At 66.1% G+C, this 21,087-nt stretch carries 26 protein-coding genes; 6 read left to right on the top strand and 20 right to left on the bottom strand.

All coding sequences use genetic code 11. The annotated features are described in order from the left end of the window. Positions 1 to 41 precede the first annotated feature (41 nt). The 11 genes from gloB to WC729_RS03730 form a co-directional block, all read right to left on the bottom strand. On the bottom strand, positions 42 to 776 hold the full coding sequence (gene gloB / locus WC729_RS03780) for a hydroxyacylglutathione hydrolase (RefSeq protein ID WP_372849681.1): 735 nt from the start codon (positions 774 to 776) through the stop codon (positions 42 to 44). Continuing rightward, on the bottom strand, positions 773 to 1,828 hold the full coding sequence (locus WC729_RS03775; RefSeq protein ID WP_372849679.1) for an NAD(P)H-dependent flavin oxidoreductase: 1,056 nt from the start codon (positions 1,826 to 1,828) through the stop codon (positions 773 to 775). Before WC729_RS03775 ends, gloB begins: the two co-directional genes overlap by 4 nt. Position 1,829: 1 nt before the next feature. Then, positions 1,830 to 2,246: a VOC family protein gene (locus tag WC729_RS03770; RefSeq protein WP_372849677.1), complete on the bottom strand. Its 417-nt coding sequence runs from the start codon at positions 2,244 to 2,246 to the stop codon at positions 1,830 to 1,832. A 58-nt stretch (positions 2,247 to 2,304) separates the two neighbouring features. After that, entirely contained in the window at positions 2,305 to 3,111 is an 807-nt protein-coding gene (locus WC729_RS03765) for a tetratricopeptide repeat protein (RefSeq protein WP_372849675.1), read from the bottom strand. Beyond that, complete coding sequence (locus tag WC729_RS03760; protein WP_372849673.1) at positions 3,108 to 3,842, bottom strand: alpha/beta hydrolase; 735 nt, start codon at positions 3,840 to 3,842, stop codon at positions 3,108 to 3,110. The genes WC729_RS03765 and WC729_RS03760 overlap by 4 nt, the downstream gene beginning before the upstream one ends. A gap of 238 nt (positions 3,843 to 4,080) precedes the next feature. Then, positions 4,081 to 5,193 carry a M48 family metallopeptidase gene (locus WC729_RS03755; RefSeq protein WP_372849671.1) on the bottom strand — a complete coding sequence of 371 codons (1,113 nt, stop codon included), beginning with the start codon at positions 5,191 to 5,193 and terminating at the stop codon, positions 4,081 to 4,083. Further along, a complete protein-coding gene (locus WC729_RS03750) occupies positions 5,168 to 6,277 on the bottom strand; it encodes a YjgN family protein (protein WP_372849669.1) in 1,110 nt (369 codons plus the stop codon). Before WC729_RS03750 ends, WC729_RS03755 begins: the two co-directional genes overlap by 26 nt. 100 nt (positions 6,278 to 6,377) lie before the next feature. After that, positions 6,378 to 7,301: an alpha/beta fold hydrolase gene (locus tag WC729_RS03745; protein ID WP_372849667.1), complete on the bottom strand. Its 924-nt coding sequence runs from the start codon at positions 7,299 to 7,301 to the stop codon at positions 6,378 to 6,380. Next, positions 7,298 to 7,507 carry a helix-turn-helix transcriptional regulator gene (locus tag WC729_RS03740; protein ID WP_372849665.1) on the bottom strand — a complete coding sequence of 70 codons (210 nt, stop codon included), beginning with the start codon at positions 7,505 to 7,507 and terminating at the stop codon, positions 7,298 to 7,300. Before WC729_RS03740 ends, WC729_RS03745 begins: the two co-directional genes overlap by 4 nt. Then, positions 7,504 to 7,911, bottom strand: a complete 408-nt coding sequence (locus WC729_RS03735) for a hypothetical protein (RefSeq protein ID WP_372849663.1) — start codon at positions 7,909 to 7,911, stop codon at positions 7,504 to 7,506. The genes WC729_RS03740 and WC729_RS03735 overlap by 4 nt, the downstream gene beginning before the upstream one ends. 160 nt (positions 7,912 to 8,071) lie before the next feature. Continuing rightward, positions 8,072 to 9,013, bottom strand: a complete 942-nt coding sequence (locus WC729_RS03730) for a DUF1080 domain-containing protein (RefSeq protein ID WP_372849661.1) — start codon at positions 9,011 to 9,013, stop codon at positions 8,072 to 8,074. Between the two features lie 176 nt (positions 9,014 to 9,189). Between WC729_RS03730 and WC729_RS03725 the strand changes: the two genes are divergently transcribed. Beyond that, positions 9,190 to 9,540 carry a DUF2200 domain-containing protein gene (locus tag WC729_RS03725; RefSeq protein ID WP_372849659.1) on the top strand — a complete coding sequence of 117 codons (351 nt, stop codon included), beginning with the start codon at positions 9,190 to 9,192 and terminating at the stop codon, positions 9,538 to 9,540. 83 nt (positions 9,541 to 9,623) lie between these two features. Continuing rightward, complete coding sequence (locus WC729_RS03720; RefSeq protein ID WP_372849657.1) at positions 9,624 to 10,034, top strand: hypothetical protein; 411 nt, start codon at positions 9,624 to 9,626, stop codon at positions 10,032 to 10,034. A gap of 52 nt (positions 10,035 to 10,086) precedes the next feature. Here WC729_RS03720 and WC729_RS03715 read toward each other — a convergent pair whose 3' ends face one another. Then, positions 10,087 to 10,644, bottom strand: coding sequence for an Lrp/AsnC family transcriptional regulator (locus WC729_RS03715; protein ID WP_372849655.1), 558 nt, complete (start codon positions 10,642 to 10,644; stop codon positions 10,087 to 10,089). A 114-nt stretch (positions 10,645 to 10,758) separates the two neighbouring features. On the opposite strand from WC729_RS03715, the gene WC729_RS03710 reads away from it, so the two are divergent. After that, positions 10,759 to 11,337 carry a glutathione S-transferase N-terminal domain-containing protein gene (locus WC729_RS03710; RefSeq protein WP_372849653.1) on the top strand — a complete coding sequence of 193 codons (579 nt, stop codon included), beginning with the start codon at positions 10,759 to 10,761 and terminating at the stop codon, positions 11,335 to 11,337. Next, positions 11,337 to 12,119 carry a class I SAM-dependent methyltransferase gene (locus WC729_RS03705; RefSeq protein ID WP_372849651.1) on the top strand — a complete coding sequence of 261 codons (783 nt, stop codon included), beginning with the start codon at positions 11,337 to 11,339 and terminating at the stop codon, positions 12,117 to 12,119. The genes WC729_RS03710 and WC729_RS03705 overlap by 1 nt, the downstream gene beginning before the upstream one ends. Positions 12,120 to 12,127: 8 nt before the next feature. On the opposite strand, the gene WC729_RS03700 is transcribed toward WC729_RS03705, so the two are convergent. The 6 genes from WC729_RS03700 to WC729_RS03675 form a co-directional block, all read right to left on the bottom strand. Continuing rightward, on the bottom strand, positions 12,128 to 12,928 hold the full coding sequence (locus WC729_RS03700; protein WP_372849649.1) for an MBL fold metallo-hydrolase: 801 nt from the start codon (positions 12,926 to 12,928) through the stop codon (positions 12,128 to 12,130). Positions 12,929 to 13,076: 148 nt separating this feature from the next. Next, entirely contained in the window at positions 13,077 to 13,865 is a 789-nt protein-coding gene (gene map / locus WC729_RS03695; protein ID WP_372849647.1) for a type I methionyl aminopeptidase, read from the bottom strand. Beyond that, the gene (locus tag WC729_RS03690) at positions 13,849 to 14,073 is read right to left on the bottom strand and encodes a ParD-like family protein (protein WP_372849645.1); all 225 of its coding nucleotides are present in this window, start codon (positions 14,071 to 14,073) and stop codon (positions 13,849 to 13,851) included. Before WC729_RS03690 ends, map begins: the two co-directional genes overlap by 17 nt. 129 nt (positions 14,074 to 14,202) lie before the next feature. After that, entirely contained in the window at positions 14,203 to 15,288 is a 1,086-nt protein-coding gene (locus WC729_RS03685) for a sensor histidine kinase (RefSeq protein WP_372849643.1), read from the bottom strand. 275 nt (positions 15,289 to 15,563) lie between these two features. After that, on the bottom strand, positions 15,564 to 15,830 hold the full coding sequence (locus WC729_RS03680; RefSeq protein WP_372849641.1) for a DUF6356 family protein: 267 nt from the start codon (positions 15,828 to 15,830) through the stop codon (positions 15,564 to 15,566). 23 nt (positions 15,831 to 15,853) lie between these two features. Further along, positions 15,854 to 17,272: a glutamate ligase domain-containing protein gene (locus WC729_RS03675; RefSeq protein WP_372849639.1), complete on the bottom strand. Its 1,419-nt coding sequence runs from the start codon at positions 17,270 to 17,272 to the stop codon at positions 15,854 to 15,856. A gap of 51 nt (positions 17,273 to 17,323) precedes the next feature. Between WC729_RS03675 and WC729_RS03670 the strand changes: the two genes are divergently transcribed. Next, positions 17,324 to 18,142 (top strand): LD-carboxypeptidase, encoded by an 819-nt coding sequence (locus tag WC729_RS03670; RefSeq protein WP_372849637.1) that lies wholly within the window; start codon positions 17,324 to 17,326, stop codon positions 18,140 to 18,142. A gap of 23 nt (positions 18,143 to 18,165) precedes the next feature. Here WC729_RS03670 and WC729_RS03665 read toward each other — a convergent pair whose 3' ends face one another. Together WC729_RS03665 and WC729_RS03660 are read right to left on the bottom strand one after the other, a co-directional pair. After that, entirely contained in the window at positions 18,166 to 18,459 is a 294-nt protein-coding gene (locus WC729_RS03665) for a hypothetical protein (RefSeq protein ID WP_372849635.1), read from the bottom strand. A gap of 31 nt (positions 18,460 to 18,490) precedes the next feature. After that, positions 18,491 to 18,856 carry a VOC family protein gene (locus WC729_RS03660; RefSeq protein ID WP_372849633.1) on the bottom strand — a complete coding sequence of 122 codons (366 nt, stop codon included), beginning with the start codon at positions 18,854 to 18,856 and terminating at the stop codon, positions 18,491 to 18,493. A 139-nt stretch (positions 18,857 to 18,995) separates the two neighbouring features. Between WC729_RS03660 and thrS the strand changes: the two genes are divergently transcribed. Next, the gene (gene thrS / locus WC729_RS03655) at positions 18,996 to 20,984 is read left to right on the top strand and encodes a threonine--tRNA ligase (RefSeq protein WP_372849631.1); all 1,989 of its coding nucleotides are present in this window, start codon (positions 18,996 to 18,998) and stop codon (positions 20,982 to 20,984) included. Positions 20,985 to 21,087: the final 103 nt, after the last annotated feature.

Below are 21,087 nucleotides of genomic sequence, written 5' to 3'. Positions count from 1 at the left end.
GCTCCTCAGTTATGACGCCCCCAACGCGGAGGATATCCCAATCAGCCGCGAAAAGCATCCTTTGCCATACGTCTTTGACGGAGCTGCTCGGCCGAATCCGCACGCAGGAACGGGTTGGTCGCCAGCTCCTCCGCGATCGTTGTCGGCACCGTGGCCTCGCAGCGCGCCCGCGCCGCGTCGACTGCCTCCATCCGTTCGCGCGTCGCGTCGTTGTCCGGCTCCGCAGCGAGCGCGAAGCGGCCGTTGCTCTGCGTATATTCATGCGCGCAATAGACGATCGTCTCGGGCGGCAGATCGGCCAGGCGCTGCATATTGGCGAACATCTGCCCGGCATCGCCCTCGAACAGCCGGCCGCAGCCCATCGCGAACAGCGTATCGCCGGTGAACACAACCGCGTCGCCCGGCAGATGGAAAATGATGTGCCCCGCGGTGTGTCCGGGCGTTTCCAGCACGGTCGCGAGATGGTCGCCGAGCCGCACGCTGTCGCCTTCGGACAGTGCGACGTCGAGCGTCGGGATGCGCGCCGCCTCGGCCGCCGGGCCGGAGACGATCGCGCCGGTGGCTTCCTTGATCGCCGCATTGCCGCCGGTATGGTCGGGGTGCCAGTGCGTGTTCCAGATCTGCCCGATGCGCCAGCCGCGCCGGTCCGTCTCGGCCAGTACCGGTGCCGCCTCGGCGGGGTCGACCACCATCGTCTTACCCGACACGGGATCGTGCACCAGCCAGATATAATTGTCGCTCAGCGCTGGAATACGGACGATCTCTAGGTCGGTCATGCAAGACTCCCGGAAAGGGCGGCACTGCCCAGGCGGTCGGTAAGGGCCATCGCCGATTCCGCGCGGGCGAGCGCGACGCCCTGCCCGGCCCAGAGCGGCGAATAGTCGCCGCGGCCCTCATGTTCGGCATGGCTGCGCAAGGGCGCCAGCGCAGCGCTCGAATAGGGGAAGGGCGGGGCGGCGAAACTGACCGCGCCCAATTCCTCCATCAGCCTGTTGCGCAGGCCGCGCGCGAGGCCGCCGCTGAACAAATTGGTGAAGGCGCTGTCGTCGGCCGTCGCCTCCTCCATCAGGCGGCGCTGCACGGCGCTTGGCCGGGCCTCGGCCGTGCGCAGATAGGCAGTGCCGATCTGCACCGCCGCCGCGCCCAGCGCGATCGCCGCGGCCACGCCGCGCGCATCGGCGATGCCGCCTGCCGCGATCACCGGCACATGGATTGCGTCGACGATCTGCGGCACCAGCGCGATCAGCCCGACCGGGCGATGCCCCATCAGGAAATGACCGGCATGGCCGCCGGCCTCGAACCCCTGCGCGATCACGGCGTCGCAGCCGCGCTCGGCCAGGTACCGCGCCTCGGCGACATTGGTCGCGCAGCCGAACACCAGGGCGCCGGTCGCTTTCACCCGGTCGAGCAGGTCCTCGTCGGGCAGGCCGAAATGGAAGCTGACGATCTCGGGCCGCACGGTGCCGACCGCTTCCGCCATCGCCGCATCGAACGGCCGGCGCAGCGGCGGCGAGCCGGTCGGTGGCGCGACTCCTTCCGCGGCATAAAAGGGTTCGAGCGCCGCGCGCCACACCGTCTCGTCCGGCGGCGGGCCCAATTCATGGCAGAAGAAATTGAGGTTGAGCGGCCCGTTTGCTGCCGCGCGCACCGCCGCGGCCTGCGCGACCACCGCTTCGGCATCGAGCACCGCGCACGGCAGCGACCCGACTCCGCCCGCGGCCATCGCGGCGATGGCCAGCTCGGTCCCCGCAAAATTGGCCATCGGCGCCTGCACGATCGGCAGGCGCGCGCCGGTCATCGCCAGGAAGGCGCGGACGGCCGCGCCCATCCTACCAGACGCCCGTATTGGGCATCGACACCCAGGGCTCGGCCGGCGGCAGATGACCGTCCTGGAGCAGTTCGACCGAGATATTGTCGGGCGTGCGCACGAACGCCATGTGCCCGTCGCGCGGCGGGCGGTTGATCGTGACGCCGCCATCCATCAGCCGCTGGCAAGTATCGTAGATATTGTCGACGCGGTAGGCGAGGTGCCCGAAATTGCGCCCGCCCGAATAATCCTCCGGGTCCCAGTTATGGGTCAGCTCCACCTCGGCCTGCCCCTCTTCGCCGGGCGCCGCCATGAAGATCAGGGTGAAGCGGCCCTGCTGGCTGTCCATGCGCCGCACTTCGTTCAGCCCGAGCAGGTTGAAGAACCGGATCGTCGCGTCGGGATCAGTGACGCGGATCATCGTGTGCAGATACTTCATCGGCGGGCCTCCTTGGTCCCGCGCGAGATAGGCGCGAGCGGCGAGGCTTGCCAGTACCCTATTGCTTCGCGGGCGGTGCCGCAGTTGTCGTGGCCGCAGGCGCCGGGACGGGGGCATCGAACTGCTTCAGCGCGTTGCGGGCATTGCGCGCCGCCTCGCTGTCGGGCTTCAGCTTGGCTGCGCTGTTCCACGCCGCCTTCGCGCCCGCCTCGTCGCCCAGCGCGGCGGCGATGTTGCCCGCTTCGAGCTGGACCGAGGGATCGTCGCCGGCGAGCTTGATCGCCTCCGCAATGTCCTTCTTCGCACGCGGCAGCTCGCCCGTCCGCCGCGCCAGCGTCGCCGACAACAGCCAGGCGAGCGGATCGGCCGCGGCATCGATCAGCGCGCGGTCGAGATCGGGGCGCGCATCGGGCAGGTTGCCGCTCGCGACAAAGGCGCGGGCCCGGTCGAGATTGGCCTCGCCGCGCTGCATGCCCTGAAGCGTGCCCGAGCCCAATGCTGCATTCAGCGCCCCACGCGCCCTCATCGCGTCGCCGCCGGCCAGCCAGGCATTGCCCGCCTGCGCCCAGTAATTCGCCGCGCGCTTGTCCTTCGCGATCTCCCCGCCCCGCGCGGCGGCCTCGAACTCGGCCGCCGCGGCGGTCCAGCGCGTCTGGTTGGCATAGGAGATGCCCAGGCATTGATGCGACAGGAAGCCGCCGCCTTCGCGCTGCCAGCGCGCGGCCTCGTCCTCGGCGGCGTGCGGGTCGTCCTCGGCGAGATCGACGCAGCGATCGAAGCGCTGCTCGACGGGATCGGGCGGGCCGGAAACCGGCGCGGGGACCGGGGCGCTCTGGGCGGCAAGGAGCAACAGGGGCAGGATCATAAGCGCTGGATCACATCCTCGACCGCCCCGATGAGTAGCGCGATATCGGCATCGCGCGACAGGCGGTGGTCGCCGTCCTTGACGAGCATAGTCTGCACATCGGCTGAACGCAGCAGTTCGGCGAGCCGGACGGTGCGGTGCCAGGGCACATCGGGGTCGGCCTGGCCCTGGATCAGCCGCACCGGCCCGTCGAACGGGATCATGCCCGACATCAGCCGGTTCGCCTCGCCCGATTGCCAGAAGCGCGCCGTGTAGACGGTCGGCTGGTCCGAATAGATGGAGGGCCGCTCGATCCGGCCATTCTGCAGCAGCGCCAGTTTCTCGTCGGTCGTGAAGCCCCAGTCCGTGAAATCCGGCGCCGGCGCGATGCCGACCAGCCCGACCACCCGGTCCGGCCGCGCGCGCGCCACGAGCAGCATCAGCCACCCGCCCATCGACGATCCGACCAGGATGACTGGCCCGGTGACGGCGCGGTCGACCATCTCCAGCGCATCGTCGCGCCAGCCCGCCAGCGTCTGGTCCTCGAACGCGCCCTCGCTCTGCCCGCACCCGCCATAATCGAAGCGCAGGAACGCCCGGCCTTCCATTTTCGCCCAGGCCTCGAGCGCGACCGCCTTGCTGCCGGTCATGTCGGAGGCATAGCCGGGCAGGAAGACGATCGTCGGGCCGCTGCCTTCGGTCAGGTGATAGGCGAGGGCAGGGTGGGCGGGGGTTGGAGCGGGATCAGTCATGCGACGCCCTTATACGCACTGCCTTGCCCCGTGGAGGTGAAACTGATGGTCACGGCATAGCGCGTGCACGGGAGTCGTTGAATCGAGCGCGGGCGACGTCGGCCATATCCTTCACCCGAGGAGATATGGGACACCATATGTCCCATATCTCCTTCCCGGAAATTTGGAATTATATCGTTATATTTCAATGTATTAGTCGATAGTCGCTGCGACACTCGCCGCGTTGCGGGTCATAGGGTCAGAACCGGAACCCGCTCTCTTTCTGGTCCGCATCGGCCGAACAAATCGTGCGCAGGCTCCCCCATTCCTCCGGCGTCAAGGTCGGGGTGAAATCCGTCCGCCCCTTGGCTGCCGCCGTGAATTGCGCCGCGCGGTCGCTCGACATCGGATGGCTCGAGAAATAATTGAGCATCTTCGCCGCGCCCTTCACATCGGTCTTCCCCGAGAGCCGACGGAAGAACTGCGCCGTCGCGAGCGGCGAGACCTTCGCCTTGCCCATCTGCTCCCGCGCGAAATCGTCGGCACGCTGCTCGGCGCCGCGCGAATAGGTCGCCGACAACAGGCTGTTGGTATAGCCGCCGATATTGCCGTCGAGCCCGCCCAGCAGCACGCTGAGCCCAAGCTGGCGCAGCAGCGATTCCATCACGTCGCGGTGCTCGACATGGCCGATCTCGTGCGCGAGCACGCCGGTCACCTCGTCCGCCGACGCAGCTTTCTCGATCAACTCGTCGAAGATCACGATCTTGCCGCCGGGCAGGGTGACCGCGTTGACGATCGGCATGTGCACCACGCGCACCTCGATCGGGCGGTCGCCCGGATCGATCCTGCGCACCATCTTGGTCAGTGCCGCCATGCCGGCCGGCGCGTTGCACGCCCGGTTGCCCAGATCGCCGACCATCAGGTCGCCCAGCCGTTGCTCGACCGAGGGCGGCACCATGCGCGCGACCACGGCCGGGCTGCGCAGCACCACGAACACGGTGAGCGCGGCAAGGACCGCGCAGACCGCGACCGATTGCCACAGACCGAACCGGTCGATGAAGCCGCCATAGCGTACCGCGCCGGGCAGATGCGCGGCGATGTCCGCCGGCACGCCGCCCGAAAAGCCGATCCGCCAGCCGGGCCGGTTCTTCAGCCCGAAGATCGCGTCGCCGTCGATCGCATCGCGCGAGACGAGATCGGCAAAGGCGAACGGCCCCCACACCCGGTCGCGCTCGGTCAGCCGGAAGCTGGTGCCCTCGGTCTCGAACTGCGGCTGATACCGAAGGCCGCTCTCGCCGTCATAATGCCAGACGCGGACCGGGGCCGCGCCAGCCTCAGAAGGTTCGTCAGAAGGCTCCGATGTCGAATGCATCCAGCAATCCTTCGCCCTGGCCGGGCTGTTTGGTGGTCGACTGGGTAAAGTCGTCGAGGCTGACTTCGCCATAGGCGTTCACATGCCGGATGAAGAAGGTCCAGTTGCGATAGCCGACAAAGATCTGGCCGATGCCCAGCGTGAAGACGACCAGCGCGAAATTGCCGAGGAACAGCTTGATCCAGTCCCAGGTGCGCGCGTTGAAATCGAATTCCAGCCCGCCGAGCGACAGCTTGCCAACGACCTCGCGGAAATAGGCCGCGTAATAGATCATCGCGATCACGCCGAGCAGGATGAAGAAGCCGAGGTACAGAACCACCGCGATGACGATCAGCATCACCGGCAGCGATTGCGGCGGCGCGCTGTCGCCGGAGCCCAGGCCCGTGGCGGCGGCGAAGACGCCGAAGATCATGGCGATGGCGAAGATGCCGACGAACAGGATGATCGGCACGAGATAGAAGAGCAGGAATTTGAGGAAGATCGAATCCGGATGCGCGTTCGCCTCGAACTCGTGCGGGCCGAAGCTCATCTGGTTCCAGCGCTCGTTCCACAGGCTGGTCATCGACCAGGGGATCAGCAGGCCGAGCGCCAGCGACCCGGCAAGCGTCCGCCACAGATAGGCCCAGCCGAACGCGAAACCCTGGCTGTTCGAACCGCCCCGGATGCCGTGCCAATAAGTGCGGCTGAGCCGGTAGCGCAGCGCGCGGAAGATCGCGATGCCCGCCAGGTAGAGCAGGAAGAGATAGAGGCAGAGGCCGATCAGCGCAGCGGCGCCCGGATGATCGCGCAGGAGCAGACCCTGCAGCAACAGGTTCAGCGCGGCGAAGGGCACGAAGAACAGCACGATCGCGAGCACATAGCCGATGAACAGCTCAAGCCCCGTGCCCATCCATTCCAGCCGGTCGTCGATGAAGCGGGTGCGGCTCCACAGATATTTCCGCTCGCGGGTGCGCGCCCAGAAAATATAGATGCCCAGGGTCACGATGCTGAGCAGCAGGTTGGTGAAGGCGATGGGCGCGAACTCGCGCCAGTCCCCGGTGAATTCGAACGCGCTCGCGCGCGGCGACTCGACGTCGTGATCCATGAAAATTCCCCCTGCTGCACTCGGCGTTGGAGCGCAGCAGGGGGAAGGGGTCAAGCCGGAAAATCAGGCGGTTAGCCGCCGCATTACCACCAAATCGGTGCTATTTCGTATCGGCGAAGGTCTTGAGCGCGGCGGCGAAGGCGGCCGGCTGGTCGAGCATCACGAAATGCGCGGCGTCGCCGACATCGACATAGGTCATGCTCGGCGCGGCGGCATAGGCGCCCTTGTACAGCGCGTCGGCCATCGGTTTGGGCACCGCGGCGCTCCACGGATAGACCAACGTGATCGGCGTCCTGATCTGGGCCAGGTCGGGGCGGAGGTCGGTGGTCAGGTCCTCGTACATCGCTGCGCCCGAGACGCGGGGGTCGGCGGCCATCACCCATGTTTTCACCTTGGCGCGGGATTCGGGCTTGAGCGCGAGCTGGTTGGCGACGGCCTCGGCCGGGGCGGGGTTGGCCGGCTTTCCATAGGTCGCCACCATCTGGTCGCGCATTGCCTTGCCCTGCGGCTCGACCATCGCGACCGTCGCGGTCGGGCCGAACAACATCCCGTAAAAGGGCAGGGAGTCGACCACCATCAGCCGCGACAGATGGTCGGGATGCGCCTTGGCGAACATCAGCCCGACCAGGCCGCCCAGCGAATGGCCGACGACGCCTGCGCCCTTGATCTTGTTGCGGACGATATAGCCGTCCAGATCGGCGATGATGCCGTTCAGGATACCCGGCTGCAGGTTCGCGCCCGGCGCGTCGCCGCCGAAACCGTTGACCTGGACGAGATAGACTTTGTGGGTCTTCGCCAGCTCGGGCACGACCCCGTCCCATACCGCGCGGGGGCTGGAGAGGCCGGGGATCAGGAAGATCGCAGGGCCGGTGCCGGTCGTCTCGATCGAGATATGGTCCATCGTCTCCGCGGCGGGCGCAGCGGCCATCACCGGGGCGGGTGCGGCATGGGCGGGGAAGGCGTTGAGCAGCAGCAGCGGCAGGGCGATGGCGGCGATCAGGCGGCCTTTGGTGGCGGGGGTCATTGCATGGTCTCCTTGGAAGGGCTGGTGAAGATGTCTTCGATCGAGAGCTCGAACAGCTCGGCGATCTTGAAGGCGAGGGGGAGCGAGGGGTCGTAGCGGCCGGTCTCGATCGCGTTGACGCTCTGGCGCGAGACCTCGAGCCGGTCGGCGAGATCGCCCTGGCTCCAGTCACGCTCGGCGCGGAGCACCTTGAGGCGGTTCTTCATGGCTCACCTCGCGTTGCCTGGACCTTGTTGACGCAGGCGCCCAGGCCCAGCCCGGCGAACCACAGGATGATCGCGTAATAGGCGTAGACGTGTGGCACGAGCCCGAAATTCTCGAGGAAGCCCCAGGCGGTGGAGATGCTGAGCGCGAAGCCGGTCGCGATCAGCGCCTGGCGCACCATCATGTCGCGCAGATATTCGTCGGTCTCTTCAGTCAGGTACCGCCCGATCGCCACGAGGATGCCGATGATCGGAAGCGCGGGCAGGATGCCGGCGATCCAGGCGACGGGTCCGCTGAGCAACTGGTGCTTGAAGCAGTAGACCGCGAAGAACAGCGTCGCGGCGTAGATCAGGCTGAGGACGATCACCCTCCGGTTGTAGCGTGAGATCGCTTTGCTTTTTGCCATGAGTAAAGGCTCCTTTCGAATCAGTGAAGGGAGCTTTACAGTAAAGTGTGCTTGTCTGTCAAGTGAGGTTGTCAATTAGACGCGCGTGGTTGTCAGGAAAGGTGCTCGTCACGTCACGTGGATTGCCGCGTCACGCCAGAGCGACCGCCCGCCTTGTGCGCTAGCCCCCAGCGGCCACGATCCTTGGCAAGGAGCGGATCGGCTCGACCGTGATCCCCCGAAACCACGTCTCGGCTCCCTCGGACTGAAGCTGGATGTGCCCATGTGTCAGCGGCGAGCGGGTGCCGTCAGGCGCAATGGTCGCCAGGCCGCGCACCTCGGCGACCGGCACGCCGTTGACGACATGAATCGCATGGTCGCCAAGGACGTACAGATCGAGCGTGTTCCATTCGCCGACCGGTCGTTCCGCATCGCTCGCGCCCTCGACATTCCAGGTCGGGGTGCCGTTGATCATGTCGATCGCCCGGCCGCCCATGCGGAAACGGAGGTGCGGCGCGATCAGCGACGGGTCGAACGCCACGGTGGTTTGTGCGCGAACCTTGGTGCCGACCGTCACGATCATGCCGGTCGACCCCTTCATGATCTCGAATTCGACGGACGGCCGCCACGTCCCGAACACGTCCCCGGGTTTGCCATGGGTGTGGTAGAGCAGGCCGTTGTTCTGCGGCAGGCGCTCGCGCGGCGCCCATGTGGTTGCGCCCCATTTATACTGCAGCCGGAGGTGGTAGTCGCGAAGGTCGGCGTGGTGGACGAGGCTGCCCCAGGTCTCGCCTTTCACCCAGATCGCCGGCGCGCCGTCGATCTGCCGGACGGCGAAGTCGCCGCTCGTGTCGCGGCCGGTGCCGATCGGGGCGCTGCCGGGGCTGGCCTTATAGGTCACCGCCGGATCGGTGTAGCCGAGCCATGGCTGCCAGCCCTTCAGGCTGCGGCCGTCGAACAGGGCGGTCGCCTTGCCCGCCGGAGCGGGCAGATCGGCGATGGTCAGGCGCTGGGCAGTGGCGGGCGGGGCGCCCGCAATGGCGCGTGCCTGCTCCGCCGACTCTTGCGCCAGTGCGGCAGCCGGTATCAGCAATGCAGCCAACAGCGTTCGTTTCACGACCATGATCCTCTCCCGCGTTCGGCGCCATCCTATGGCCAGGCGCGGGACAAGCACAGTGCCTCCGACCCTCCGACAGGCGGCGGCAGGATTTCGCGCCGGCTGTCATCCGTTCCGGTTCGCAACCATGTCGTTATCCGCTATCCCGGGCCGGACGATTTCCGGTCCGCCTGGGAGGGCGCATGACGAAGCATCGCATCTATTCCGTCAGCGTCGCGAGCGTGTATCCCCATTATGTCGCCAAGGCGGCGAAAAAGGGCCGCACGAAACAGGAGGTCGACGAGGTCATCTGCTGGCTGACCGGGCACAGCCAGCAGTCGCTCGACGATGAATTGGCGAAGGGCACGAATTTCGAGGATTTCTTCGCACATGCGCCCGGCATGAATCCCGTGCGATCGCTGGTTACGGGATTGATCTGCGGCGTCAGGGTGGAGGACGTCGAGGAACCGGTCATGCAGGAAATCCGCCGCCTGGATAAACTGATCGACGACCTCGCCAGGGGCCGCTCGATGGAGAAAATCCTGCGGAAATGACGGAGCATGGTCAGCACCGCCCGCCGGACGCCGCACCATTCCGTTCAGCTTGTGGTCGGGTATGACCCGTCTATAAGATACGGATGACCCTGCCGACGCCCCCGCACTTTCGTGCCCTCCCGATAGCGCTCGCCCTTGTCGCGGGTCTCTCCTTCTCGCCGACGGCGTCCTTCGCCCAATCCGCACCGACTCCGGAGCCGGAACCGACGGCAACGACGATTCAACCCGCGCCGTCCTCGCGGGGCGACATCATCCGCCTGACCGACGAGCAGCGCCTGGAGATATTGAACAACAACACCATGGAAAAGGCGGCCGCCGCCCGAGGCGAACTCGTCGGGTCGGAGGCTCCTGGGCGGGGCATTCATGGTGAGGTCGGCATCATGATCGGATCGCACGGCACACGCGGTGTTTACGGTACGGCGGATATCCCGCTTGGCGAAAACGCAGGCGCCACCGTGTCGTTCGAAAGCAGCCAGTTCGGATACCGACGCTAGCATCTGATGTTGCTATTGGCCGCGCGAACGCGAGCGGCGGAAATGGGGGACGTCATGCGGGAGGCGATTGCCCGGCTGAAAAATCGGTGATGCCGGCCTGCGCCGTGCGCTCGAGATAGGTCGATAGCACGACATAGCTGCGCGTACTCCTCACGCCCGGAATGGCATAGAGCTGGGCGAGCAGGTCCTCCAGGGCGTGGCTCGAAGCGCAGCGCACCTTGAGCAGCATGGAGGCGTCGCCGGCGACCGAGTGGATTTCCTCCACCTCCGGCAGCTCGGCCACCGCCATCAGCTCCCGGGTCTTGCACCAGCCGGCGCTGTCGACGTGCACGAAGGCGAGGAGCGGCTTGCCGATCGCCGGTCCATCGAGCATCGCGACCGTGCGGCGCAGGCAGCCGGAGGCGCGCAGCTTCTTCACCCGATCATGAACGGCCGGCGCCGACAGGCCGACCACCTGGCCGAGCTCCGCGTAGCTGACGTCCGCGTTCGACGCGAGCACGCTTAATATATTTCGGTCGAACATATCGATGGGCCGCCCAACGGGCGCGGCTTGCCGAATGGCATCTGTTTTTTCCGGGTTCAGCACATTCACCCCTTTCCTGAATTTCATTCGTGCGTTTCTACTATCAGCCTAATGATGTTCAGGACAAGTCCGGGTTCGCGCTGCCGTATGGCTGGGTCGGTCGGGATCCTTGTCGCTGTCCGCAACAATGGAGGTGATCCGATGAAGCTGTTCTTTGCGCCAGGATTCAGCAGTCTTGCCGATCACATCGCGCTGCTGGAGGCCGGCCTCGCCGTCGATATCGTCGAAGTCGATCTCGAGACGAAGCGGCTCCGCGACGGCGGCGATTATCTCGCGGTAAATCCGAAGGGGCAGGTGCCGGCCCTGACGTTGGACGATGGCGCGGTGCTGACGGAGAATGTGGCGATCCTCGCCTGGATTGCCGACTGCGCTCCGCACCTGACCCCGCCCGGGCCGCTTGGCCGCTACCGGCTCCTGGAGATGCTGGGCTTCATCGCCAGCGAGATCCACAAGCGCTTCCCGATCTATCTCTCGCTTGCCGGGGAGGCGCAGGAGACGGTCGGCGCCGATATCGTGCGATGGTTCGGTTTCCTTGATCCGCGTCTCGATCGCGGCTACCTGTTCGGCGACGTCTTCAGCGCGGCGGACGCCTATCTGTTCGTCATGGCGCGCGGTGCGCTCGAGATGGCGTTCCCGCTGGGCGCGCCGTATCGAGACTATGTGGCGCGCATCGAAGCGCGGCCGGCCGTGCAGACGGCGCTGCGCCGGGAGGCGCAATGATGGCCCTGGATCGCGCCGCCTTTTACGATGCCGAACTGCAACGGCACCACCAGCACTTCCGCGCCGCGATCGACGCCGGTCCACGCGACCGCGTGCTCGATATCGGCTGCGGCGCCGGGCAATCCGCGCGGGATGCTGCCCGCGCTGCTGCGGCGGGCAGCGTGGTCGGCGTGGATGTGTCGGCGGAGATGCTCGAGGTCGCCCGCCGGCGTGCTGCGGAAGCGGGGTTGCGCAACATCGCCTTCGAGCTGGGCGATGCGCAGGTCCATGGCTTTCCGGCGGCGCATTTCGACCTGTGCATCAGTCGCTTCGGGACGATGTTCTTTGCCGATCCGATCGCCGCCTTCGCCAATATCGGGCACGCATTGCGCCCCGGCGCGCGCCTCGTCCAGATGGTCTGGCAGGGCCGCGCGCGCAATGAATGGGCGCTCGCCATCCAGGATGCGCTGGTGCCCGCCGGCGTCTCCCCCGCAAGTGGAAGCCCTGCCTTCTCGCTCGGCGATCCCGAGGTAGCGGCGCGCATCCTGACCGCGACCGGCTTCGCCTCGATTGATGTTGCCGAGGTGCACGAACCGGTCTTCTATGGTCCCAGCGTTGATGCAGCGCTTGAGGCAATCGTCGGGCTGTTCCTTCCGGCGGACAGGCCCATCGATTCGACCTCGGCGACTGATGCGACGCTTCGGAGGGTGCGCGCCATGCTCGATGCGCATGTGACTGCGGATGGCGTGCTCTTCGACTCGCGCGCCTGGATCGTGACCGCGCGCTGGGCAGGGGTTGCGTGACGCTGCGGTCAGCTGCTCTTTGACAGAGCCCGCTCGGCGATCGTGCGGGTCCACTCGACGGCATCTCCCGCGATCGCGCCGTGGCCGGGAACCGTGATCTTGCGACCTGGGTAGCGCTTCGCGAGCCGATCGATCGTGGAAAGATAATTGCCCATGTCGGCATCGCCACGACTACCAATCTGCTTGTCCGTCGTTGCGCGCAAAAGGCATCCGCCGAACAGGCAGCGGGCTTCCTTGTGCCAGACCGTGATATTGTCGCGGGTATGCCCCGGCCCCGGATAGAAGAGTTCGAACGATCCGAAATCGACGGCACCCTTCTCCAGCCCTTTCACCGGCTGGGGAACGCGTTCGCCATAGGTAATGGCGAGGCCGACCGTGAAAGGATGCGCCAATACGGGTATGCCTGCCTCGGCCATGGCGGCCATGCCTCCAGTGCGATCCCCGTGAAAATGGGTGGCGATCGCCTGCCTGACCGGTTCGCCCGTCAGTCGCCGCGCGGCCTTTACGAGCAGGTCTCCCTGCTTCCACGTGTTTCCCGTGTCGACGATCGTCGCACCGGTACCACTGCCCATGATCAGTCCGTTGCACGGGACCCAGCCAAGATCGGGCGTATCGAAGCTGAAGCAGGTGACCCAGATTGCCGGCGCGAGCTTCTCGACCCAGACCGTCGGATCGATCCGCTCCATCGTCGCGACCGGAAGCTCCAGAAAATCAGGAAGGCCGTCACGAGCCGCGTGTGCTGGAACTGCCGCCAGGGTCGCTGCCGCGCCGACGAACTCGCGACGAGACAGAATGCCGGAGAGCTTCATTGCGTTCGTCCCTGTACGAGATCGCCCATCGTGGCACCGATCGACCATGCCTGCAATTCAGTCGGCAGCACCCTCTGGCACTCAGCTGATGAACGGCGTCAATGGCCGCTTCCCGCCGCCCCTGGGGACGATCGGCTCAACCAATCGCTCAGGCTGCGATCTTCATCCTGCTCATCATGCCTGGTTCGTCAGGACGCAGCGTCAGCACCGACACGCCGGACGCGGTAACGGCAACGGTGTGCTCGAACTGAGCGGAAAGCGACCCGTCCGCCGTCACGACAGTCCAGCCGTCAGCCTCGGTTTTCACGCTCCGCCGGCCGCGATTGAGCATCGGCTCGATCGTGAAAACCATGCCCTCACGCAAGGCAAGGCCGGTTCCCGGCTTGCCGAAATGCAGGATCTGCGGTTCCTCATGCATTTCCCGGCCGATGCCGTGGCCGCAATATTCGCGCACCACCGAATAGCCGTTGCGCTTGGCATGGCGTTCGATCGCCCAGCCGATGTCGCCGAGCCGCGCGCCGGGGCGCACCGCCTTGATGCCCATCCACATCGCTTCATAGGTGGTCCGGACCAGCCTCCTGGCCGCCGGATCCACCGCGCCGACGAGGTAGGTCTTGCTCGAATCCGCGATATAGCCGTTCTTCTCCAGCGTGATGTCGAAATTGACGATGTCGCCGTCCCGCAGCACGTCCGACGGCGACGGGACGCCGTGGCAGACCACGTTGTTCACCGAGGAATTCAACACGAAGCCATAGCCATATTGGCCCTTGCTCGCGGGCCGGGCCTGGAGATCATGGACGATGAAGTGCTCGACCAGATCATCGACCTGAAGCGTCGACATGCCCGCGAGCGACGTTCGATCCAGCAGCTCGAATACGGACGCCAGTAGCCGGCCGGATTCGGCCAGCAACGCCAGCTCCTCAGGCTGCTTGGTCATGCTCGATCACGGCCAGTGGTTGGGCCGAGAAGCCCGCCGCCCCAAGCTCGCGCGCGATGATCTCGGCGAAACTGAGCGTCGGATTGGTCTCGCACAGCATGCCGACCTTGATCCAGAAGGCGGCCTGCGCATTGATCGACCGGAACGACACCTTGCTCGCCCGGCGCACCTGATCGTGCAGGTCGTCATCTATGTTCACGATGCCCATCGGGGTCTCCATATACGATTCGTATATGAAACGCATATAGGTCGTGCATGAAAAAGCCAAGGGTAGCGTCGAGAGCCCTCATTCGAGCGCGCGCCGGCTGGCAGCGGCCGACGGTGCGGCTTCAGCGGGTCAGGCTGCCACGGCCGCCGCCGCCTTGTCGCGTGACGCGAAACTTGCCTTGGTGATTGTGGTCCTGAACCCGTCCGGCCCGCTGCCGATCGCCACCACTGCGCCAAGCTGCTTTGCCAGCGCCTTGATGATGGTCGTGCCCAGCCCGGTCTCGCCGGGCAGGAAGACGGCGGCGCTGCCGACGCCATTGTCCGACACCGTCAGCTTCCAGTCTGCGCCGTTCCGTTCATAGCCGACGAGGATCCGCGCGTCGGCCTTGCTGTCCGGAAACGCGTATTTGATCGCGTTGATTGCGAGCTCGGTCACGATGAGTCCCAGGCTCACCGCCGTCGCGGATTCCGTCATGCCGGGATCTGCCTGGGCCTCGATCGTGATCGGGCTGTCTTCACCGATCATGGAGGCGCCCAGGCCCGCGCACAGCTTGGACAGATAGGGGCCGACATCGATCTGGGCGATACCATCCTCGGTATGCAGATGGTGCTGGACCGTCGCGACCGACATGACGCGCAGATGCGCGTCCTTCAGATGCTTGCGGGTCTCGTCGGACGCGACCGCGCGCGCCTTCAGCAACAGGATGCTGGCAATGATCTGGAGGCTGTTGGCGACCCGGTGCCGCATTTCCTCAAGCAGCATCTGCTTCTGGTCGAGCAGCATCTCGGCCTGCGCCAGCAGACCGGCCTTCTCGCCTTCGATCAGCCGGTTGGCCGTGACGTCACGGAATGCCAGCAGGATCGTGATCGCGGCGCTGTCGTCGTAAATGACCTTGCGCGCGTTGAGCAGCATGATCCGCAGGCCGAGCCCGGGGAAGTCGTGCGCGACCTCGAACCCGTCCATCGCCACCTTGTCGGGAATGATGGTTTCGAGGAGATGGCGAAGCGCCGGGATGTTCCACTGGCCGTCGCCCAGTGCGAACAGCGAGTGCCCTTGCGTCTCCGCCGCATCGACGCGGAAGATCTCGTAAAAGGCGCGGCTCGCCGCCAGCACATGGAAGCCTTCGTCCAGCACCAGGAACGGCTCGGGAATCGTGTTGACGATGGCGAGCGCCAGGACTTGCGCGTCATGCGCGGTACGGAACGGATCTAGCATCGAGACGTCGTGCCGATGTCGGGAAAGCCGGGGATCATGAAAGCTCCGCTTGCAGGCGGGAGCACATCTGTCTCTCGGTCGCCTATGCCTGCACGGCGGATCGGCGATGACTTGGCATAGCACTCTATTGCACCGCAACCTAGATGCGCGGCGTGACCGATGCCGCCATCGTCAACCATTGGCTGTCGATCGATTCAATCTCGCGTCGACGTGTCGCAGCATCGTGAAGGACGGTGCGCCTGCGCGCCGATCCCGCCGGGCCTCAAAACCGCGCCTCAGATCACATATTCGACGGTTGTCATCTGAGTCTGCGCCGCCCGTGCCGCATTGCGCTTGGTCACCAGCTCGGCATGAAGCGCGGAGACGGTGTCGCTGCCGGCGGTCTTGAACACGAACGGCAGGAAGGCGTGGAGCGAACAGCGCAGGCCGCCCCACATCATCTTCACCCCGAAGCGCGAGGCGACGCCGAAATGCTCGGTATAGCTCTCACCGACCGATTTCGGGTGATCGAGGAACAGGCGGCGGAACATGGCAGGCCTCATTATTTGCGCGTGCGGTTGCGATATCACGCCTGTGGCCGGTTGCCAGTCTTGTTCGCGATACGCACCAGCATATCCGCGGCAAGCTGACTGAGCGTGTCGTCGCGCGCACCCATCACCACGATGCGGTCGCCCGGCCGCGCCTCGGCGACGAGATGCGCCGCTGCGGCATCGCGCGTCGGGATGTGCAGCGCCTTGCGGCCTGTCGCGGCGACATCGGCGATGATGTCGGCGCTGGTCACCTCGCGACTGACGGTACCGCCCATATAGACCGGGTCGGGCAGCACGAGCAGGTCGTCCTCGCCGAGCTTGTCCGCCAGCGTCGCGACCAGCTCGCGGCGCATCACCTTGAGCGGACCATAGCCATGCGGCTGAAACAGCACCAATAGCCGTCCGGGAAAGGCGTGCAGCGTGTCCAGCGTGGCGGCGATCTTGTCGGGGTTGTGGCCGAAATCGTCGATCACCGCGATGCCGTTCGCTTCGCCGACCAGTTCCATCCGGCGCCTGAGGCCAGTGAAGCCGCCAATCGCCCGCGCTGCCTCGGCGAGCGGCACGCCCGCCGCCCGCGCCGCGCCGATCGCCGCCAGCGCGTTCGAGACGTTATGGCGCCCCGGTACCTGCAGCGACACCGCGACCGGTGCCGCGCCGCGTTCGGACAGGCTGAAATCCACCCCGAACGGCCGCTGCACCAGGCCGATCGCCACGAGATCGGCTTCCTGGCCGATCGAGAAGGTCAGGCGGCGTTCCGGCGGCACGGTCATCGCCAGCGCGGCCCCGTCGCCATTGTCCATATTGATCACCGCGGTCCCGGCACGCGCGATGAAGTCGCCGAACAGGGTACGCAGCTCGTCGAGCGACTTGTGGTCGAGGCTCACATTGTTGAGCACCGCGACCTTCGGCCAATAAAGCGCGATCGATCCGTCGCTCTCGTCGACCTCGCTGACGAACGCCTCGCCCGTGCCGACAAGGGCGCTCGCAAAGGGCGCATCGTCGCTCGCGAAATTCTTCATCACCGCGCCGTTCATCACCGTCGGGTCGCGGCCCGTCGCGTGCAGGATCCAGCCGATCATGCCGGTCACGGTCGACTTGCCCGAGGTACCGGCCACGCCGATCGGCAAGGGGGCGGCGTTGAACAGCTTGGCGAGCAACTCGGCTCGACTCATCCGCTTGGCGCCGACCGCGTCCGCCGCGACGATATCCGCAACGGTCGATTCCACCGCGGCCGAGGCGACCACGGTCTGGTTTGACGTGATGCCGCTGCCGTCCTGCTTGAAGAGCGTGATGCCCCTGGCGCGCAGGTCGTCGAACTTGGCGGGAAGCCGGTCCTGGTCGAGTGTCCGGTCCGACCCGGCGACCCTGGCGCCCTGGCCGCTGAGGATCATCGCCAGCGGCATCATGCCGCTGCCGCCGATCCCGACGAAGAAGTAGGATTTGCCGTCGTGCATGGCTGGGCGCTATCGCGGGATTCTGGGATCGGGGCAAGCGAGAGGGTGACAATGCGGATCGGAATCGTCGCTCCGGGCAGGCCGATCGACCAGGCGCTGGCCGATCGGGCGACGGCGTTTGCGGCGGGCGCCTTTCCCGAGGCGGAACTGGTCTTCCATCCGCAATGTTTCCTGAGCGACGGCGGGCATTTCGCCGGCACCGATGCGGCACGCGCCAGCGCCTTTCTCGATTTCGCCAATGACCCGGCGTTCGATGCGCTGTGGTTTGCGCGCGGAGGGTACGGCGCGAACCGGATCCTAGATGCGGTGATGCCCGCGCTCGGACCGGCCGCCTCCGCCAAGACCTGGTGCGGCTATTCCGATGGCGGCTTCCTGCTCGGCGCGCTCTATGCCGGCCGCATCGGGCATGCGGTCCACGCTCCGCTGGTCAGCGACCTGCGGCGCGAGGGCGGCGAGTCGGCGATCGCACGCACGCTCGCCTGGCTGGTCCGCCGCGACCCGACGGTGCTCGAGCCCGGCCTTGGCGGGCAGCCCAGCGCTGCGTTCAACCTCGCCATCCTCAACGCGCTGATCGGCACGCCCTGGCTGCCCGACCTGACCCGCCATGTCCTGATCGTCGAGGATCTGTGCGAGCCGCTCTACCGGATCGACCGCATGCTCTTCCAGATGGCGCACGCGTCTCAACTGAAAGGGATCGCCGGCGTGCGGCTCGGGCGAATGAACGACATCGTCCCCAACGACCCGCCCTTCACGGAGGATGCGCAGCAGGTGATCGAACGCTGGTGCCGCGAGATGGGCGTGCCGTTCCTGGGAGCAGCGGACATCGGCCATGACGCCGACAACAAGGTCGTGCCGTTCGGCGCTCCCTGAAACCGGCACGGAGCCCGTTCGATTCAATCGCGCGGCAGTTCGCGTATCTCCACGGTGCCGCCACAATCGAACACGGGGTTGCCCGCCAACAATGCCTGCGCCGCGCTCATATCCTCGGCCCGCACGCGGATATAGCCGGCGAGATGCGGGCTGGCGGCTCCGGGCAGGCCCTGCTTCCGGAAGGTCGCACCCGTGCCGATCGAACTGCCGCCCCCAAACGCATCGTGCCCGCGCAGGAACGAGAAATAGCCGGGCCACATATCGGGGGAGGGCTCTGTGACCGTGTCGTTATGCATCAGCATGATGAAGTCCAGCACACCCGTCTCCCGTAACCGCTCAGCGCTTGCGCTACTTTATCAGGCGGCTCGGCCACCCGATACGGACCAGCGTCTGGTCTGGGTCGCTGAGCGCGAACTCATACATGCCCCAGGGCTTGTGAGTCGGTCGCTTCTCCCGCTCGATGATCTCGTCGCGGAAGATCGCGGCGAGTGCGTCGACCTCCTCGGTGTAGAGATACAGGCCGAACGGATTTTGCCCCGGCACCAGCCAGCCTTCCACTGCGGGCTGGAGATGGATGTCGCCGCCCTTGCCATCGCTGAGCATGCGATACTCGTCATAGGCGCCCTCCGGCGGCCGGCGGAAACCGAGTCGGTTGTAGAAGGCCTCGGAGGCATCGAGGTCGTTGCAGGGCAGGATCGCCGTCAGAATCGTCATGGGGGCCGCTCCGTCTGGATAGCGTGTCGCAATGGGCTCCCGGGCTGCCGATGCTACGCTTTCCGCTTCGACTTGCCTATATAGGCCCCGCGTGCATAAGCCCGCGCTCCTTCCAGACACAGAAAGTACCGATTTCGTCATGTCCGAGATGTTCCGCATAACGCTGCCCGACGGTTCCGTCCGTGAGGTAGCGCCGGGGACTACCCCCGCGGACATCGCCGCGGCGATTGGTCCGGGGTTGGCCAAGGCGGCGATCGCCGCGCGCGTCGACGGCGACTTGCGCGACATCATGCGCCCGTTCGAGGGCGACGCGCAGCTCGCCCTGGTGACCAGCCGGGACGAGGCGGACGCGCTCGAGCTTGCGCGCCACGACTATGCGCATGTGCTGGCCGAGGCGGTGCAGAACCTGTTCCCCGGCACGCAGATCACCTTCGGCCCCTCCACGGACGACGGCTTCTATTACGACTTCGCGCCGAAGGACCGCCCGTTTACCGAGGAGGACCTGCCCGCGATCGAGCAGGCGATGCGCGATGTCATCGCGCGCAACGAGCCGCTGGTCCGCGAGGTCTGGCAGCGCGACGACCTGATCGCGCTGTGGCGCCAGCAGGGCGAGACCTTCAAGGCCGAGTGGGCCGCCGAGCTGCCGGGCGACGAAGAGCTGACGGTCTACCGTGCCGGCACGTGGCTCGACATGTGCCGCGGGCCGCATCTCGCCTCGACCGGCAAGCTCGATCCCCAGGCGTTCAAGCTGACGCGAGTCTCGGGCGCTTATTGGCGCGGCGACCAGGCGAACGCGATGCTCAGCCGCATCTACGGCACCGGCTGGCTCAACAAGAAGCAGCTCGACCAGCATCTCTTCCGCCTGGAAGAAGCCGCCAAGCGCGACCATCGCAAGATCGGCCAGGAGATGGACCTGTTCCACCTCAAGCCCGAGGCGCAAGGCTCGGTGTTCTGGCATCCCAAGGGTTTCATCCTGTGGCGCCAGCTCGAGGCCTATATGCGCCGCCGGCTCGATGCCGCCGGCTATGACGAGGTGAAGACGCCACAGCTGATGGACGCGCGCCAGTGGGAGCAGTCCGGGCATTGGGGCAAGTACCGCGAGAACATGTTCGTCGTGCCGGACGAGATTCCCTCGACCGACGACGAGGCGCCGATCCTGTCGGGCAAGTCCGACCTGATGGCATTGAAGCCGATGAACTGCCCGGCGCACATCCTGATCTTCCGCCAGGGCATCAAGTCGTACCGCGACCTGCCGATCCGCATGGCCGAGTTCGGCTGCTGCCACCGCAACGAGCCGCACGGCGCGCTGCATGGCATCATGCGCGTGCGCCAGTTCACCCAGGACGACGCGCATATCTTCGCCCGCGAAGATCAGCTGATCGATGAGATCAAGGCGTTCTGCGACCTGCTCGACAGCGTCTATCGCGATCTCGGTTTCGAGAAATATGCGATCAAGCTGGCGCTTCGCCCCGACAATCGCTTCGGCGACGATGCGATGTGGGACCGGGCCGAGCAGATTCTGCGCGACGCGGTCGAAGCGACGGGCCGCGCGACCGAGGAATATGGCTGGGAGGAACTGCCGGGCGAGGGCGCCTTCTACGCGCCCAAGCTCGAATTCCACCTGACCGACGCGATCGGCCGCACCTGGCAGGTCGGCACGATCCAGGCGGACACCGTGCTGCCCGAACGACTCGATGCGAGCTATGTCGGCGAGGACGGTAATCGCCATCGCCCGGTGATGCTCCACCGCGCCATTCTCGGCACGTTCGAACGCTTTATCGGCATTCTGATCGAGCATCATGCCGGCCGCTTCCCGCTCTGGCTCTCGCCGGTGCAGGCGGTCGTCGCGACGATCGTCTCGGACGCTGACGACTATGCTAAGGTGGTGGCGGAGAAGCTTGCCGCGGCCGGCCTGCGTGTCGAGACCGATCTGCGTAACGAGAAGATCAACTACAAGGTGCGCGAGCACAGCCTGGCCAAGGTCCCCAATCTGCTCGTCGTCGGAAAGCGCGAGTCGGAAGAAGGCACCGTTGCCTTGCGCCAGCTCGGCAGCGACCGGCAGCAGATATTGAGCCTCGATGAAGCGATCGCGATGCTGAAGAAGGGCGCGACTCCGCCCGATCTGTAACGCGCTCTGCAAGTTGTTCCCGGCGAAAGCCGGGGGCATCTTCCCCAACACGCCAAAAATCACTATATCGCCCTGTCCAACTACCAAGGAGCAGTACCTATCC

The sequence above is a fragment of the Sphingomonas sp. genome, assembly GCF_041661825.1.
Classification (GTDB): domain Bacteria; phylum Pseudomonadota; class Alphaproteobacteria; order Sphingomonadales; family Sphingomonadaceae; genus Sphingomonas.
Note: the sequence above shows the minus strand (reverse complement) of the source record. Positions and strands in the feature narration are given on the sequence as shown.